The organism is uncultured Maribacter sp. (assembly GCF_963975365.1).
Lineage (GTDB): Bacteria > Bacteroidota > Bacteroidia > Flavobacteriales > Flavobacteriaceae > Maribacter.
Map to the genome: position 1 here is coordinate 104720 of NZ_CAXBGF010000014.1, position 16321 is coordinate 121040.

Below are 16321 nucleotides of genomic sequence, written 5' to 3' on the forward strand. Positions count from 1 at the left end.
TTAAATATTATTTATAACTACGTGGTGCCAAGAAGCGCGCTGTTGTAGTTTCTATTAATTTGTCATTACTATATACGCCAATTTTTAAGTCGTTCTTATCTCCACTTAAAGCTGAAGCATTGATTTCGATAAATAAAGTGCCTTCTGCCAAAGCTTCCGGTTGTACATCAAAATTTACGTTTCGTACTAGTTTAATCTCTCCTTTAGGAGATATCAATTCGAAATGAACATTATCTACGGTTTTGGTGGTTTTATTCAAGAGTTTGTACGTGAATACATTACTAATAATGTTACCTTCTTTGTGTTCGTAAAGCTGACCAGGTAATCTTAAAATATTGGCTTCGAGGTCATTTCTTAAAAACATCATACCAACAAGAACACCTGTCAAAATAACCAATACAGCAGTATACCCTTTTAAACGGGGAGTAAATTTGAACTTTTCTTTTTTTGTAATTTCATCTTCACTGGCATAACGAATCAAACCTTTTGGGAGATTTATTTTTTCCATGATGGAATCACACTCATCAATACAAGCAGTACAGTTTACACATTCTAACTGCGTTCCGTTTCTAATATCTATGCCTGTAGGACAAACATTTACACATTGAAAACAGTCTATACAGTCGCCATGGCCCAAAGCCTCTCGGTCTTCGTTTTTGCGCCATTTTTTTCTTCCATTTTCACCTTCACCTCTTTTGTGATCATAGGCTACTACAATAGATTTATTGTCAAGAAGCACGCCTTGCATACGGCCATAAGGGCAGGCAATGATACATACTTGCTCTCTAAACCAAGCGAAAACAAAATAAAAGACAGCTGTGAATATTAATAAAGACACCATCGTACTAATATGTTGTGATGGACCATCGGTAACATATTGTATTAAGCGATCGCTACCGATTAAATAAGCCAAAAAAACATTAGCTATGATAAACGATATGATAAAAAAGATAAGCCATTTTAGCAAACGTTTACGAATCTTTTCGGCGTTCCATTCTTGTCTGTCCAGTCGTATTTGGGCACCACGATCACCATCTATCCAATATTCAATTCTACGGAAAACCATTTCCATGAAAATGGTCTGAGGGCACATCCATCCGCAAAAAATACGGCCAAAGGCAACAGTGAAAAGTGCGATAAAAACCACCCCAATAATCATTGAAATAACGAATAGGTGAAAGTCTTGTGGATAAAACGGAAAACCAAAGATGTTGAAACGTCTTTCTAGAACATTGAACATTAGAAATTGGTTGCCGTTTATCTTTACAAAAGGAGAAGCAATCAAGAAGGTAAGAAGAACGTAACTTACGTATTTACGATACTCATAAAGTTTGCCACTGGGTTTCTTAGGGAAGACCCAAGCTCGTTTTCCATCTTCTTTTATGGTGCCAATTGAATCCCTAAAATTATCTTGATCTTGTGCCATTTTATTTTTCTTTATTGGCTTGCGAAGCGTTAGGCCCTCACATTATTCAGTTCATTGAAACCGACATAGAATCTATTACCTGTTCGGTATTAGATTCTTGTGCAGGAGTTGCTGGTTCAGGAGCATTGGGGTCTACCCATATATCCCCTTCAGCTGCTTTAGGGTTCGCTGCGGTAGTACCTTCAAAGCTCAATACATAACTAGCTACCTGAGCAATTTCTACAGGTTTTAGATTCTGTTTCCAAGCAATCATACCTTTACCATCACGACCACCTTCTGAGATAGTGTGGAAAACATTTTTTATACCGCCACCTAAAATCCAGTTTTGGTCGGTTAAATTAGGTCCGATACCACCACCGCCATCTGCCATATGACAAGCAACGCAATTAGATTCGAAAATTGTTTTACCTGCATTTAAATCTGAAGCATCAGTTAAAAGCTCAACGGTATTGGCATCAACAAGACCTTTTGCGGTCTTTTTGTATTCCTCGATTTCTAATTGTGCAGTGGCAACTTCTTGTGCGTATTCCTCATCTTGAGTGTAGTCATTATAAATGTGAAATCGTACTAAATAAACAACGGCAAAAACGATTGAGGCATAGAATAGGTATACCCACCATGGCGGTAACTTATTGTCTAGCTCACGTATACCATCATAGTTGTGGTCTAGAATAATCTCAACCTCATCTTCCATGGGCTTGGAACCAAGCATTTTATTGTACATATTTTTACCCCACGTCCATTCCCATTTTTCCTCCTTTGCAGATAAATATCTAGCCTTTGCTTCTTCGTCAAGCGTATGGTATAAAACGTTTTCGATTGCTTGAACAATAAAGGCTATCGCTATTAATAATAGCAAGATGAGCGCCATAAAGCCAAACATTAAGGTAGGATAAACAAGAAAAGCAGGTTTATCGCCACTATCGATATAAACTTCCATAAGTATAATGACCAAGAAAAAGGCCACCGTTATTCTAAGCCACCAAGCTGTATTGTTTTTCATAATTAATCGAGTTGTTGGTTATCGTCTTCTTCTAATGGTAATTCGCTTACTTCTTTGATGTATGATTTTGAGGCAGTTAAAACCCACCAGAATAACAATGTGAAAAACACAAAGAAGATAAGTAATGATATCATGGGGTAGGTTGCTACGCCATCAATGGTTTCCATGTAACCTTTTACAAATTTGAACATGTGATTTCTATTTATCAGATAATAATTCGCCTGTTTCCTTTACCTTAATGTCTGTTCCTAATCGTTGCAGATATGCAATTAAAGAAACAATTTCACGGTCTCTCATTTCTATAAACTCCTCTCCGTTTTCAGCAGCATAAGTTTTATCGGCCTCATAGTTTTTAGCAAAATCGGGATCGGTGTATAAGTTCTTTTCAATTTTTTCAGCCTGGGCATCCATTGAAGCCTGGGCATTTGCTATATCCTCATCGGTATAAGGCACACCCAATGTCACCATAGCTTCCATTTTGGCTTGTATATCGCTACGGTCATGCTTGTCGCGCACCATCCAAGAATAGGCAGGCATTATAGAGCCAGATGATGTACTTTGTGGATCATACATATGGTTCAAGTGCCAGTTGTCAGAATATTTTCCACCAACCCTTAGTAAATCTGGTCCAGTACGCTTACTACCCCAAAGGAATGGATGGTCGTATACGAATTCGCCAGCTTTGGCATATTCACCATAACGTTCTACTTCACTTCTAAATGGACGGATCATTTGAGAGTGGCAACTTACACAACCCTCACGAATATATAGGTCACGACCTTCTAATTCTAAAGGAGTATATGGTTTTACACTTGTTATTGTCGGTATGTTAGATTTCACTAAAATAGTAGGTACAATTTGTATAATACCGCCAATCAAAATTGCTACAGTCGCTAAAATGGTCAATTGAATAGGCTTGCGCTCTAACCAAGTATGGAAAGTTTCACCTGCTATTCTGTGTTTTGAAACATGGGTAAGTGCAGCTGCTTCTGCTAACTCATCTTCAATAGTGCTACCAGATTTTATCGTACGAACTACATTATAAATCATAACACAAGCCCCTACTATATAAAGACTGCCACCAATGGCACGCATCCAATACATAGGCATAATTTCGTTTACGGTTTCTAAGAAGTTACCATAGACTAACGTACCATCTGGATTAAAATCTTTCCACATTAAAGCTTGAGTAAACCCAGCTACGTACATAGGCAGTGTATATAGAATAATACCTAAAGTACCTATCCAAAAGTGGAAGTTTGCCAAACTGGTCGAGAACAATTTGTTCTTGGTCATTTTAGGTACCAACCAGTAAATCATACCAAAGGTTAAGAAACCATTCCAAGCCAATGCTCCAACGTGCACGTGAGCAATAATCCAATCACTAAAGTGGGCGATGGCATTTACATTTTTAAGAGAAAGTAAAGGACCTTCAAAAGTTGCCATACCATAACCGGTAATTGCAACGACCATAAATTTTAAAACCGGGTCGGTACGAACTTTATCCCAAGCACCTCTTAATGTTAAGAGTCCATTTATCATACCACCCCAAGAAGGAGCTAAAAGCATAATAGAAAAGGCAACACCTAAGTTTTGTGCCCAATCAGGTAAAGCGGAATATAACAAGTGGTGAGGTCCTGCCCATATATAAATGAAAATCAAAGACCAGAAATGCACAATAGAAAGTCTGTAGGAATAAATTGGTCTGTTTGCCGCCTTAGGTACAAAATAATACATAAGTCCTAAGAAAGGGGTAGTTAAGAAAAATGCCACCGCATTATGCCCATACCACCATTGTACTAAAGCATCTTGAACACCTGCGTAAACGGAGTAACTTTTTAACGCACTAACAGGTAATTCTAAACTATTGAAAATGTGAAGTACAGCTACAGTTACGAAAGTCGCGAGATAAAACCAGATAGCAACATAAAGGTGTCGCTGTCTTCTTTTTATCATAGTCCCAATAAGGTTGATGCCAAAGGCTACCCAAACTACAGCAATGGCTAAATCTATTGGCCATTCAAGTTCTGCATATTCTTTAGAACTAGTGTACCCTAATGGTAAGGTAATTGCCGCTGCGACAATGATCGCCTGCCAACCCCAAAAATTGAATTTACTTAGAAAGTCACTATACATACGCGCCTTTAACAGACGTTGCGTAGAGTAGTAGACTCCTGCGTAAATAGCATTTCCTACGAATGCAAAAATTACTGCGTTCGTATGCAATGGGCGCAAACGACCAAAGCTTAACCACGAAATTCCGTCAGTTAAGTTGGGAAACATGAACATAAAGGCTAACAATAAGCCTACAGACATACCCACTATGCCCCAAAACATGGTCGCGTAAAGGAAATTTTTCACGATTTTGTTATCGTAATAAAACTGCTGTACTTCCATAATTATACTTGTTTATTTAGTTGGATTTTTTCTGCTTTGAACTCTTTAGTGCTACTCTTTTTGGTTGTCACCAGTTCATCTTCAAATAGTATGCGTACAGACGGAGTATACGAATCATCATATTGACCGCTCTTCACAGAAACGATAAAAGCAATGAAAAATATGACTGCAACAAAAATACTAATGGCCAATAACACATAAATTACACTCATGCTAAATTGAATTAAGCTGTAAATTTAAGAGGGTTGTATACCCTAAAAAATGACAAATGTCATGCTTTAACATTTTCTTTTAATATTGTAAAAAGAGCGGCAATAATTATCAAATTCTTCCCTATATATTGCCCTAATAATGTGGGTGTTAAAATATTCTTCGTGAAAGATTCTTCAGTGAAAAAGAATAATGGTGAAAAGGTTAAAATGATATGCAGTATGGCAATTATCACTATTTGCTTGTGACAAAATTTGAAAATTAGGCATAGTCCAATAACAACTTCCATAAAAGCTAAAATTATAATTGATATGGAAGAGGGTATAATATTGAAGGTTAATATTTGTATTGTGCGTTTAGCTAAATCCTCAGCTGGGCTTAGTTCTGGAAAAAATTTCAAAGCTCCAAACCATAGATAAATAATGCCTATAGCAATAGAAAGTAGTGTGTTTCCTTTACGATTGGTTATCTTAAAATTATTAAAATTCATGGTTTATTGAAGTTTTCTACCAATAAGGTTCGTCATAATTGTTGTGAAAATGACAATGCTTATTGAGCTTAGTGGCATTAAAATAGCTGCAATAACGGGTTCTAATTGTCCGGTAATGGCAAAATATAATCCAACACAATTATAAAGTAATGATAGTATGAAGCTCATTTTAATAATTCGCATCGCTTTTTTAGAAGCAATTATATAGGGATAAAGCTGCTGAAATTTAGAGGCATCAAGAATGGCATCACAAGCAGGGGAGAACACATTAATATTCTCAGAAATGGCAATACCAACTTCACTTTGAGCAAGCGCACCGGCATCATTTAATCCGTCACCGACCATCAATACTTTTTTGCCTTGTTCCTGTAGTGATTTTATGAAATTTAATTTGGTCTCAGGTTTCTGGTTAAAATACAGGGGAGTCAATTTGGGCAATAGGCTTTCTAATCGTGCTTTTTCCCCTTCGTTGTCCCCAGATAAAATTGCTAGGCTCAGCGTTTTAGACATTTGGTAAAAAACAGAAGACACCCCTTCGCGATATTGATTATGAAATACATACCTGCCCTTGTAGGCGTTATTTGAACTAATATAAATAGAAGTGTCTAGCTGGTCTTGAGTTTTGGTATTTCCGACAAAATCTGCTGACCCAATTTTCATGTTTATTTCATCTTTAACACTTTCTAGGCCTTTACCTATATGCTCTTCATATTCATCGAGGGTTATGATGTTTTGCTCCTTAAGTATTTCGTATAATGTTCTACTAAGTGGATGGTTAGAGGCTCTAATGGTATTTTTTAAAATTGATTCTTCTTCGGTGGTTAAGGGCATACCTTCATAATGGGCCGTACTTTTTTGTGTTGTTGTTATCGTGCCCGTTTTATCAAAAATAGCAGTGTCGATTTTAGCCAATCGTTCAATAGTCTGTGTGTTTTTGATATAGAATTTTTTCTTGCCAAAAATGCGTAACATATTTCCTAAGGTAAATGGTGAGGCTAGCGCAATAGCACAAGGGCATGCGATTATTAAAACAGCCGTAAAAACATTTATTGCTTTAGATGGGTCGTAAACTAGCCAAAATGCAGTTGCAATAAAGGCAATTGAAAGTACCGAAATGGTGAATCGTTTACCAATACTATCAGTTAGATTTTGAAATGAAGTTGTCTTATCCGTTTTAAAAATGGAGTTACCCCATAACTTGGTTAGGTAACTTTGAGAAACCGATTTAAGGGCAATCATTTCAATGACACCGTTTAATTGTTTTCCTCCAGCGAATATGAGTTCACCAGATACTTTATTAACTGGTTCAGATTCACCCGATACAAAACTATAATCAATTTGTGCATTACCATATACCAAGGTTCCATCAACAGGTATCATCTCTTCATTACGAATCAATATTCTATCACCTTTTTTAATCTTTTGAACAGGAACCGTTTCTTCTGTGCCATCAGAGTTTAGTTTTGTGATCGCTATTGGAAAGTATGATTTGTAATCTCTTTCAAAAGATAGAAAGCTATACGTTCTTTGTTGAAAAAATTTACCTAGTAAAAGAAAAAACACTAATCCGGTAAGAGAATCGAAAAACCCGCTTCCCCAATGAAAAGCTATTTCAAAAGTACTTCTTACGAACAAGACCAATATACCAAGTGCAATAGGCACATCAATATTTAAAAGTTTTGCCCTTAGCCCTTTATATGCAGATACGAAATAATCCCATCCTGCATAGAATACCACGGGTAAAGAGAATATGAACATTAACCAGCGAAAAATATGTTGGTATTTGTTGAGCCAAAATTCACCTCCGTTAGCTGCACTCGAGCCTAAATCAAAATAATCTGGAAATGAAAGAAACATAACATTACCAAAAGCAAAACCTGCAACACCTAACTTGTAAATTAGGCTACGATCAATCTCCTTCTTTTTTCCTTCAAAATCATCTAAAGAAATATAAGGTTCATACCCAATATTGGCCAATAACAAAACCAAATTCTTTAAACTGAACTCATCATGGCGATAGGTGATTCTAATCATCTTTTTCGGGAAATCGACTTGAGAGTTGGTTACATGAGGGTTTAGCTTATTTAGGTTCTCTAAAATCCATATACAAGAGCTACAATGAATATGAGGTATATATAGGTTTATGATTTGAATAGAACCATTATTGAATTCAGTTAATTTTTCTATTATTTCAGCATTATCAAGAAAATCATATTTTCCTTTAATTGATTTAGGGGTAGAACCTGCTGCTGCTTGTATTTCGTAATAATGATATAAATCGTTGCTGGCAAAAATTTCATATACCGTCTTACATCCTGAACAGCAGAATAACTTTTGATCAAAGCTGATAGAATGCCTATCACAAGAATCTCCACAATGGTAGCATTTAGAATCGTGCATATTTTTAAGCTTGGGTCTTTAGCTTTTAGCAAAGGTGAGTACCAATGATATAATAAAACATGATAATTATCAGTTTTTACAATTTTTGGCATACGTAATTTTACCATGTTAGGTATAAAGTAAATGGCCATGGAAAGTAAGTGTGAGAATTGTATTGTACGGCAGTTTAATTCGCTCCGCGCATTAAGTAAAGAAGAGTTGAAAAAAGTTTCTGATTCTAAGATATCCAAAAAAATCAAGAAAGGTGACTCGTTATTTGTAGAAGGGCAGAAACTTGATGGTGTGTATTGTGTTAGGGATGGAGTTTCAAAACTATCTAAGTTAAGTAGTAACGGAAAGGAACAAATAGTAAAGTTGACCAATAAGGGCGAAGTTATGGGTCAACGTTCGGTTGTAGCTGAAGATTTCACAAATTTAAGTGCCACTGCAATAAACGATATGGAAGTATGCTTTATACCTAAAGAAATAATTTCCAATACGTTAAATATGAACCCTAATTTTTCACTTGAAGTATTACGCCATATGGCGCACGATTTAAAAGAGGCCGATGATGTTATTGTTAATATGTCCCAAAAAACGGTTAAACAGCGTTTGGCAGAGGCATTTGTTTATTTAAAGAAAAACTACGGCGAAGATGAGGATGGCTTTTTGGTGTTGACCTTGAGTAGGGACGATTATGCAAATATTGTGGGTGCTGCTACAGAATCATTAATTCGAATGATATCTGAATTTAAGAAGAAGGGACTTATTAAAACATTGGGTAAGAAAATTGGAGTATTAGAAGTACAAGCTTTGCAAGAGTTGGCCGACGGTTTTAAATAAATTTCTATTCTGATATATATCATAGTTTCAAACTAGTAGTCCACCTAATTTTATCATTAAACGACCTCTAACATTTATATGAAAAATATACTTGTACCTACCGATTTTTCACCATCTGCGTATAATGCGGTCAAATTTGCTTTGCATCTTTTTAATAGTAGCCCATGCGTTTTTTACTTTTTAAATACCTACACACCTGAGTTACATAGTAATCGTTTAATGGCCGGTAGTGTTTCAGGTTTTTCACAAAATTCTATGGCAGCGCTATCTTCAGAAAAAGGGTTGAAAGAAATTGTTAGAAGAGTGAAGAAAGATTTTAAAAATCCACTTCATAGCTATAAAACAATATCTTCTTTTTCACTGTTAACAGATGAGGTCAAAGAAACGATTATTGAACATGATATTGACTTTGTAATTATGGGTGCCATAGGTTCTTCTGATAATGAAACCATATACTTAGGTAGAAATACGGTTAGAATATTAAATGCCGTAAATAACTGCCCTGTATTTGCAATACCTTATAATTTTGAATTTACTAAGCCTTTAAATATTGCTTTTGTGTCAGATTCCAATCATTTTTTTAATAGTGATGAATTAGACCCGATTTTAACTTTAGCTAAAATTTTTAATAGCTCGGTATGTATAGTCACGCTGCAGCAAGAAAAAGGTCAATTGCTTGAACTACAGAAGCTAAATCATGAATTGTTTGAAAGAAAGTTAGAAAATGTAACACATACTTTTCATCAATTATCCATAGATACCAGTTTGGCTATTGCATTGGATTACTTTTTTAAAAAGGCTAAATGTCAATTATTAGTGATGTCGAATAGTGCCAATAGCTTCATGAAAAATTTGTGTAGCAATTTTGTTGTAGAGCGTTCGAAATTATCTTTGGACGTTCCGATTGTGCAGATTCAAGGTGCGGAAAATAGTGTCCCAATCAGTAAATAAAGTACAGTTGTAATAGAATCAAAATTTACTTTTACATGTCAATTTTTAGGGCAATAACTTCGATATTTTTTAATTTTACTTCATCCTTATGATAATTACATCAGTTAATTATAAATATCTTTAGTGATTTAGAACCATAAATATTAATATAGAACATTTATAAAGTGAGCGCGGTAAACGAAAAAAAAGTAGCAGCATTAGAAGCTGTAAAGTATATTAAAGACGGAATGACAGTTGGTTTAGGAACAGGATCTACCGCCTATTTTATGATAGAGGCAATAGGTGAAAGGGTTCGTAATGGTTTGGAAATTAAAGCGGTCGCTACTTCAGACGAAACAGAAAAATTGGCGAAAAAGTTAGGTATTAATGTAATTACCCTTGCCGAAGCCAAAAAGTTAGATGTTACTATTGATGGGGCAGATGAGGTCGACGGCCAATTTCAATTAATTAAAGGCGGGGGTGGCGCTTTGCTTCGCGAAAAGATAGTGGCCCATAATTCTGATTTCAATATTATAATTGCCGATTCTTCAAAACAAGTATCTCGATTGGGAAAATTTAAATTACCGTTAGAAACCATCCCATTTGCTACTCAGTTAATTATAAATGAACTTGAAGAAATGGGTCTTAATCCGGTTCAGAGAATGCGAGGGATTGATGTTTATAAAACGGATGAAAATAATGATATCGTAGATATTGATATTTGGAATACTGATATAAAACTGACCGATTTAGAACATCGGCTTAAAAACATACCTGGTATTGTAGAAACAGGATTATTTTTAACGACTACCAATTTGGTGATTATCGGTAAAGGAGATGAAGTTGTAATTGAGAACAGATAAAACAATGATTGTCTCTGAAAGTGGTATTGGTTAAACTGCTTATGAATTAAAGATTATATACTATGCAAGACGAAAAACATTATGGTATTAGAAGTGGTTGGCTAAGGGCAGCTGTTCTTGGAGCAAATGATGGTATTTTGTCTACGGCTAGTTTAGTCATAGGAGTTGCTGCGGCAAGTACCACAAGAGAACCTATTATATTGGCGGGAGTAGCAGGTTTGGTGGCAGGCGCATTATCAATGGCTGCAGGGGAATATGTTTCGGTGAGTTCACAGTCCGATTTAGAAACCGCAGATTTGGATAGAGAGCGAATAGAGCTTGAAGAAATGCCCGAAGAAGAACTGTTAGAATTGGCTCAGATTTATGTAGATCGTGGATTGGACAAAAAGTTAGCTTTAGAAGTTGCAAAGCAGCTAACGGAACATAATGCTATAGAAGCCCATGCACGAGATGAATTAGGTATCAATGACATTACACAGGCACAACCATTAGTTGCTGCATTATCATCAGGTGCATCTTTTATTTTTGGAGGGTTATTGCCAGTTTTGGTAGCCTATTTTGGTTCGCTGGAGTACATGGAATATGTACAATATATTTTCGCTGTTGTGTTCTTGGCATTATTAGGGGCAATAGCAGCAAAAGCAGGCGGGTCTAATATTTGGAAAGCTATTTTAAGAATTAGTTTCTGGGGTACGGTAGCCATGGCAATTACTGCTTTAATTGGCCATTTGTTTGAAGTAAATGTAGCTTAGTGTAAACTTATTCTTTGCTTTCTACAGGAGAAATAATGGTTTCAAAGTCTCTCATGTTGGCTTCACCGTTTAAAACTTGTTCTAAAAAGTCACTTATCAATTCTGGAAAATCAAATCCGAGAGAAGCCCATTCGTGTCCGCCTTTCGTATTATGATACACTTTGTAATTTCCGTCCAAATCAGATAAACGTTCAGCAATCGATTTAGGTCCGTTTAAATTCAAATAGCCAACATCGGTAGTAACACAGTTACGATGTGCACTAGTACCGTAAGGCACTACTTTGTCTTTCATGCCATGGAAAAAGAGCAAAGGAATCTTGTTGCCTGCATAAATATTGTTTTCATCGACAACTGCGCCAGATAAACTTATGGCTCCTAGTATAGTTGCATCAGGGTAGGGTAGGTCTTTAAAACGATAATCGTATCTCATAAAAAGAAAATTCAATACCGTTTCAGCTCCGGCGCTACTTCCGATCAAGAAAATTTTAGAAGAATCTACGCGAAATGGAGTTGCACTCTTAGTTAGATAATTTATTGCTTTGGCAAGGTCGGCAACGGCCTCAGTATAGGAATTCATTTTTATAGACGTAGCACAATCACAGCCAAAAGATTTTCCTTTCCGCGATAGTCTATAATCTATAGAAGCGACATTGAATCCTAATTTCGCAAAGTATTTACTTAAACCCTTTTCATCGCCGCCGTTACGTTGCCCAGCTGTAAAACCCCCACCGTGAACTAATACAATGGTCGGTTTCATTTTAAATGTATTGGTTGGAACTGTGTAAAAGTCAAGAAGCAGCGTATCTGCGTAATTATAAGTTTTCATTTGAACCTTTACCTTTTTAGAATCAGTTGTTTGTCCAATGATAGCATTAATAAATAGCAAGAAAACAACTAATAGGAGGTATTTGTGTAATTCAAAACATATAGTTTTCAAATTCATAAAGGATAATTGAGCTGTTAAGAACTGCATCAGAAGTAAACAGAATAGGATTAAATCGTTATAAATCGAATTATATATGAGAATATCATTTCATTGAACAAGCATCTTATATAAATCGTTGTTATGGCTACTTTTGCTAAAACCAGGCAAATGTAGTCTCTAAGTCATTAATTTCTAGTAATTAATGAAATAATTGGTGCTATGGGGTTTAAATGCTGTTTTCGAAAACCCTTTCGAAGGTTTCGATATTATAATCTATGGGATCACTTGGGCTTAGCACTTGAACCCTATTGAATTATGTTACCCCAATTATTTTAATTAGCGCCTTAGATAAAGTATCTTTGGGAAGATTTTATAAGTTTAAAGCAAACACAAACCTGAAAAATAATCTGATAGTAAATGAATAAGGAACTAGATCAATTAGCAGCTGATAATATTAGGGCGTTAGCTGTTGCCATGGTAGAAAAGGCGAATTCTGGACATCCAGGCGGACCTATGGGAGGCGCAGACTACATGCACATTTTATACTCTGAATTTTTCAACTACGATCCTTCAGATATGAAGTGGCCTTTTCGTGATCGTTTTTTCATGGATGCAGGGCACTTATCAACTTTAATGTATGCTCAGTATTATCTATTGGGTAATTACGAAAAAAATGATGTTGCTAATTTTAGACAATGGGGCTCAGTAACTCCTGGTCACCCAGAAGTTGATGTAGCAAGAGGTATCGAAAACACATCTGGTCCATTAGGTCAAGGTCATACCATGGGAGTAGGAGCTGCAATCGCGGCAAATTTCTTAAAGGCACGTTTTGGAGATTGGATGAACCATAAAATTTATGGTTTTATTTCTGATGGTGGTGTACAAGAAGAAATATCGCAAGGTGCAGGTAGAATTGCCGGCCATTTAGGGCTAAGCAATTTTATTATGTTCTATGATTCTAATGATGTTCAGCTTTCATCTAAAACAGATGAGGTTACTTCAGAGAATACAGCTATGAAGTATGAGTCATGGGGTTGGAAGGTTGTTACTATCGACGGACATGACCATGAGCAAATAAGAAAAGCGTTAAAAGATGCCAACGCAGAAACAGAAAAACCAACGTTGATTATTGGAGAAACAATAATGGGTAAGGGTTGTGTTACTGCAGATGGTACACCATATGAAGGGTATACGGAACTGCACGGTAAGCCAATTGGCGATACAGGTGCAGATTATGAAAAAACCTTATTGAATTTAGGTGCCGATGTAGCGAATCCTTTTGATATTTATTCAAAAGTTGAAGAGTACTATGAAGGTATTGTCAACAAGAAGAAAGATGAAGCTCAAATTAAAAAGAAAGAGATAGACGCATGGCGTTCAGAAAACATCGAGCTTTCTAATAAATTAGATGGCTTCTTGGAAGGCAAATTGCCAAAGCTAGATTTTGGTTCAATCGAACAAAAAGATGGGCAAGCAACACGTGCAGCATCATCTAATGTTTTGGCATATTTAGCACAGAATGTTGAGAATATGATCGTTTCCTCTGCCGATTTATCGAACAGTGATAAAACAGACGGATTCTTGAACAAAACACATGTATTAAAGAAAGGCGATTTCACCGGAGCTTTCTTGCAGGCAGGAGTAGCAGAGTTAACAATGGCAACTATGGCAAACGGTATTGCTCTTCACGGCGGAGTAATGGCAGTAGTAGCAACCTTCTTTGTATTTTCCGATTATATGAAACCAGCTATTCGATTAAGCTGTATTCAAGAATTACCTGTGAAGTTTGTTTGGACACATGATGCCTTTAGAGTAGGTGAGGACGGGCCAACACACCAACCCATTGAGCAAGAAGCACAAATACGTTTGCTAGAGAAATTAAAGAACCACAGCCATGAACAAAGTTTCGTTGCTTTACGTCCTGCGGATTCTCAAGAGACCAATGTAGCTTGGAAAATGGCTATGGAAAATCAGAAAACCCCAACCGGACTAATATTGTCTAGACAAGGTATTAAAGATGTTCCAGCTAAGAGCGGAAACCGTTACGAAGAAGCCTTAGGAGCTGAAAAAGGTGGTTATTTAATACAAGAAGTTGCTGATCCAGATGTAATCTTAATTGCAAATGGTTCTGAGGTAGCAACGTTGGTCGCTGCAACGAAATTGTTAGAGGAGAAAGAAGGTCTTAAAGTAAATATAGCTTCTATACCATCAGAAGGTATTTTCAGACAACAATCTGAAGCATACCAAGAAAAGGTAATTCCGCCGAACAAACCAGTTTTCGGACTTACAGCAGGTTTGCCAGTAAACTTGGAAGGATTAGCAGGAGCTAATGGAAAAGTGTTCGGATTAGAGCATTTCGGTTATTCAGCACCAGCAAGTGTATTGGATGAGAAATTCGGATTCACCGGAGATCAAGTGTACAAAGAGGTAATGGATTTTTTAAACTAAGTAATCATTTTTAAAAATAGATAACAGATGAAATTTTTTATAGATACAGCAAATTTAGACGAGATTAAGGAAGCTCAGGATATGGGTATTTTAGATGGTGTAACTACCAATCCTTCCTTAATGGCAAAAGAAGGTATTACAGGTGCAGAAAACATTATGGCACACTACAAGAAAATTTGTGACCTTGTAGATGGTGATGTAAGTGCTGAGGTAATATCTACCGATTTTGATGGTATGGTAGCAGAAGGTGAGAAGTTGGTTAAGATCAGCCCACAGATCGTTATTAAAGTGCCTATGATTAAAGAAGGTGTTAAGGCAATTAAATATTTTTCAGATAAAGGATATAGAACTAACTGCACATTGGTATTCTCTGTAGGTCAGGCATTATTGGCTGCAAAAGCGGGTGCAACCTATGTATCTCCTTTCATTGGTCGTTTAGATGATATCTCAACAGACGGTTTAGGTCTTATTGCAGATATTCGTTTGATCTATGATAACTACGGTTACGAAACTCAAATTTTAGCAGCATCTGTACGACACGTAATGCACATTATCGACTGTGCTAAAATAGGTGCTGATGTTATGACTGGCGGTTTAAGTTCAATTACTGGACTATTGAAGCACCCATTAACTGATAGCGGTTTAGAGAAATTCTTAGCTGATTACAATAAGGGAAACTAAGCTTATAATTTAATGTTCTTTGTAAAAAGCATCACTGAAGAGTGATGCTTTTTTTTTTTGTGGTATATTGGTAGGTATTGTTATATAGTAATATTTACTATATTCCATTGTTAGCCTTCATTATGACCAACCATTGACCAATGATAAAATTTTTTAGAAAAATTAGACAAAAAATGCTGATTGAAAATAAATTCAGTAAGTATCTGATTTATGCAATCGGAGAGATTATTCTTGTTGTTATTGGAATTTTAATTGCACTTGCCATCAATAACAGTAATCAAAATCGAGTTATTCAGAAAAAAGAGCAAACTTATTTGAATGGTTTAAAAGCAGAATTTCAAACAAGCAAATTTAAATTAAGTGAATTGATTAAAATAAACAAGAGTAATTTCTACGGAGCAAAAAAGTTGTTAGAAGATATTTCTAATAAAAATGAATCACCATCCGAAAAACAATTTTCTGAATTATTGCTCAATACATTTTCCTCTGATATTTCTTTTAATCCTAACAACTCACTTTTAAGCGAAATGATAAGCTCTGGGAGTTTAAAAGATATTTCAAATACGAACTTAAGAATAAAATTAACAAATTGGATTTCGACTATAGAAGATATCTCAAAGCAGGAAAGCGAACTTGGAATTCAAAGAGAAAAAGTTCTTGATATTTTTAGAACAAATGAAAACAGTTTAAGAACCATATTTGACCTAACCGGTATAAGCCAAGAAATAGGTTTACAAAAAATGGAGCAAAGTGTTAGCAATCTGGATCTATTAAAATCAAGAAAGTTCGAAAATAATATCTTGATGTTTATTCTAACGACTAACGCAATGGAAAAAGCACATTACGAACCGTTAATGAAGGATTTGGAATCTATTATGGAGTTGATTGAAAATGAAATAAAATAACGAAAGACTAACAACGGTAACCGTTGCACAAGCCTTTGATTAGAGATAACAACTATCGATATAAGCCTC

At 35.8% G+C, this 16321-nt stretch carries 15 protein-coding genes; 7 read left to right on the forward strand and 8 right to left on the reverse strand.

The window, feature by feature from the left end; all coding sequences use genetic code 11:
• Positions 1–7 precede the first annotated feature (7 nt).
• The 7 genes from ccoG to AACZ49_RS14950 are packed head-to-tail and all read right to left on the reverse strand — an operon-like array spanning position 8 to position 7926.
• Positions 8–1426 carry a cytochrome c oxidase accessory protein CcoG gene (gene ccoG, locus AACZ49_RS14920; RefSeq protein WP_339656575.1) on the reverse strand — a complete coding sequence of 473 codons (1419 nt, stop codon included), beginning with the start codon at positions 1424–1426 and terminating at the stop codon, positions 8–10.
• 46 nt (positions 1427–1472) lie between these two features.
• Positions 1473–2429 carry a cbb3-type cytochrome c oxidase N-terminal domain-containing protein gene (locus tag AACZ49_RS14925; protein WP_339656578.1) on the reverse strand — a complete coding sequence of 319 codons (957 nt, stop codon included), beginning with the start codon at positions 2427–2429 and terminating at the stop codon, positions 1473–1475.
• A gap of 2 nt (positions 2430–2431) precedes the next feature.
• Positions 2432–2620 carry a CcoQ/FixQ family Cbb3-type cytochrome c oxidase assembly chaperone gene (locus AACZ49_RS14930; protein WP_091618971.1) on the reverse strand — a complete coding sequence of 63 codons (189 nt, stop codon included), beginning with the start codon at positions 2618–2620 and terminating at the stop codon, positions 2432–2434.
• Between the two features lie 7 nt (positions 2621–2627).
• Positions 2628–4826 (reverse strand): cytochrome-c oxidase, cbb3-type subunit I, encoded by a 2199-nt coding sequence (gene ccoN / locus AACZ49_RS14935; RefSeq protein WP_339656585.1) that lies wholly within the window; start codon positions 4824–4826, stop codon positions 2628–2630.
• Between the two features lie 2 nt (positions 4827–4828).
• The gene (gene ccoS / locus AACZ49_RS14940; protein ID WP_339656588.1) at positions 4829–5038 is read right to left on the reverse strand and encodes a cbb3-type cytochrome oxidase assembly protein CcoS; all 210 of its coding nucleotides are present in this window, start codon (positions 5036–5038) and stop codon (positions 4829–4831) included.
• 59 nt (positions 5039–5097) lie between these two features.
• Positions 5098–5526, reverse strand: coding sequence for a doxx family protein (locus tag AACZ49_RS14945; protein WP_339656591.1), 429 nt, complete (start codon positions 5524–5526; stop codon positions 5098–5100).
• A gap of 3 nt (positions 5527–5529) precedes the next feature.
• Positions 5530–7926 carry a heavy metal translocating P-type ATPase metal-binding domain-containing protein gene (locus tag AACZ49_RS14950; protein WP_339656594.1) on the reverse strand — a complete coding sequence of 799 codons (2397 nt, stop codon included), beginning with the start codon at positions 7924–7926 and terminating at the stop codon, positions 5530–5532.
• 129 nt (positions 7927–8055) lie between these two features.
• Between AACZ49_RS14950 and AACZ49_RS14955 the strand changes: the two genes are divergently transcribed.
• From AACZ49_RS14955 to AACZ49_RS14970, 4 genes are all read left to right on the forward strand, one after another.
• A complete protein-coding gene (locus AACZ49_RS14955) occupies positions 8056–8748 on the forward strand; it encodes a Crp/Fnr family transcriptional regulator (RefSeq protein ID WP_339656597.1) in 693 nt (230 codons plus the stop codon).
• Positions 8749–8826: 78 nt separating this feature from the next.
• Positions 8827–9699, forward strand: a complete 873-nt coding sequence (locus AACZ49_RS14960; RefSeq protein WP_339656600.1) for a universal stress protein — start codon at positions 8827–8829, stop codon at positions 9697–9699.
• Positions 9700–9863: 164 nt separating this feature from the next.
• Positions 9864–10541 carry a ribose-5-phosphate isomerase RpiA gene (gene rpiA, locus AACZ49_RS14965; RefSeq protein WP_339656603.1) on the forward strand — a complete coding sequence of 226 codons (678 nt, stop codon included), beginning with the start codon at positions 9864–9866 and terminating at the stop codon, positions 10539–10541.
• Between the two features lie 62 nt (positions 10542–10603).
• A complete protein-coding gene (locus tag AACZ49_RS14970; protein ID WP_339656605.1) occupies positions 10604–11293 on the forward strand; it encodes a VIT family protein in 690 nt (229 codons plus the stop codon).
• 7 nt (positions 11294–11300) lie between these two features.
• Here AACZ49_RS14970 and AACZ49_RS14975 read toward each other — a convergent pair whose 3' ends face one another.
• Positions 11301–12119: a carboxylesterase family protein gene (locus tag AACZ49_RS14975; RefSeq protein WP_339656608.1), complete on the reverse strand. Its 819-nt coding sequence runs from the start codon at positions 12117–12119 to the stop codon at positions 11301–11303.
• Positions 12120–12635: 516 nt separating this feature from the next.
• Between AACZ49_RS14975 and AACZ49_RS14980 the strand changes: the two genes are divergently transcribed.
• From AACZ49_RS14980 to AACZ49_RS14990, 3 genes are all read left to right on the forward strand, one after another.
• The gene (locus AACZ49_RS14980; RefSeq protein WP_339656611.1) at positions 12636–14666 is read left to right on the forward strand and encodes a transketolase; all 2031 of its coding nucleotides are present in this window, start codon (positions 12636–12638) and stop codon (positions 14664–14666) included.
• Positions 14667–14693: 27 nt separating this feature from the next.
• Positions 14694–15347 (forward strand): fructose-6-phosphate aldolase, encoded by a 654-nt coding sequence (gene fsa / locus AACZ49_RS14985; protein ID WP_339656612.1) that lies wholly within the window; start codon positions 14694–14696, stop codon positions 15345–15347.
• A 140-nt stretch (positions 15348–15487) separates the two neighbouring features.
• Positions 15488–16252: a DUF6090 family protein gene (locus AACZ49_RS14990; protein ID WP_339656615.1), complete on the forward strand. Its 765-nt coding sequence runs from the start codon at positions 15488–15490 to the stop codon at positions 16250–16252.
• Positions 16253–16321: the final 69 nt, after the last annotated feature.

Bases quoted from the DNA above. Each gene is read 5' to 3' on its own strand.
- ccoS (WP_339656588.1), bottom strand. From the start codon at position 5,038: ATGAGTGTAATTTATGTGTTATTGGCCATTAGTATTTTTGTTGCAGTC.
- AACZ49_RS14980 (WP_339656611.1), top strand. From the start codon at position 12,636: ATGAATAAGGAACTAGATCAATTAGCAGCTGATAATATTAGGGCGTTA.
- AACZ49_RS14930 (WP_091618971.1), bottom strand. From the start codon at position 2,620: ATGTTCAAATTTGTAAAAGGTTACATGGAAACCATTGATGGCGTAGCA.
- AACZ49_RS14960 (WP_339656600.1), top strand. From the start codon at position 8,827: ATGAAAAATATACTTGTACCTACCGATTTTTCACCATCTGCGTATAAT.
- ccoG (WP_339656575.1), bottom strand. From the start codon at position 1,426: ATGGCACAAGATCAAGATAATTTTAGGGATTCAATTGGCACCATAAAA.
- ccoN (WP_339656585.1), bottom strand. From the start codon at position 4,826: ATGGAAGTACAGCAGTTTTATTACGATAACAAAATCGTGAAAAATTTC.
- AACZ49_RS14950 (WP_339656594.1), bottom strand. From the start codon at position 7,926: ATGCACGATTCTAAATGCTACCATTGTGGAGATTCTTGTGATAGGCAT.
- AACZ49_RS14955 (WP_339656597.1), top strand. From the start codon at position 8,056: ATGGAAAGTAAGTGTGAGAATTGTATTGTACGGCAGTTTAATTCGCTC.
- AACZ49_RS14990 (WP_339656615.1), top strand. From the start codon at position 15,488: ATGATAAAATTTTTTAGAAAAATTAGACAAAAAATGCTGATTGAAAAT.
- AACZ49_RS14925 (WP_339656578.1), bottom strand. From the start codon at position 2,429: ATGAAAAACAATACAGCTTGGTGGCTTAGAATAACGGTGGCCTTTTTC.
- AACZ49_RS14945 (WP_339656591.1), bottom strand. From the start codon at position 5,526: ATGAATTTTAATAATTTTAAGATAACCAATCGTAAAGGAAACACACTA.
- AACZ49_RS14970 (WP_339656605.1), top strand. From the start codon at position 10,604: ATGCAAGACGAAAAACATTATGGTATTAGAAGTGGTTGGCTAAGGGCA.
- AACZ49_RS14975 (WP_339656608.1), bottom strand. From the start codon at position 12,119: ATGAAAACTTATAATTACGCAGATACGCTGCTTCTTGACTTTTACACA.
- fsa (WP_339656612.1), top strand. From the start codon at position 14,694: ATGAAATTTTTTATAGATACAGCAAATTTAGACGAGATTAAGGAAGCT.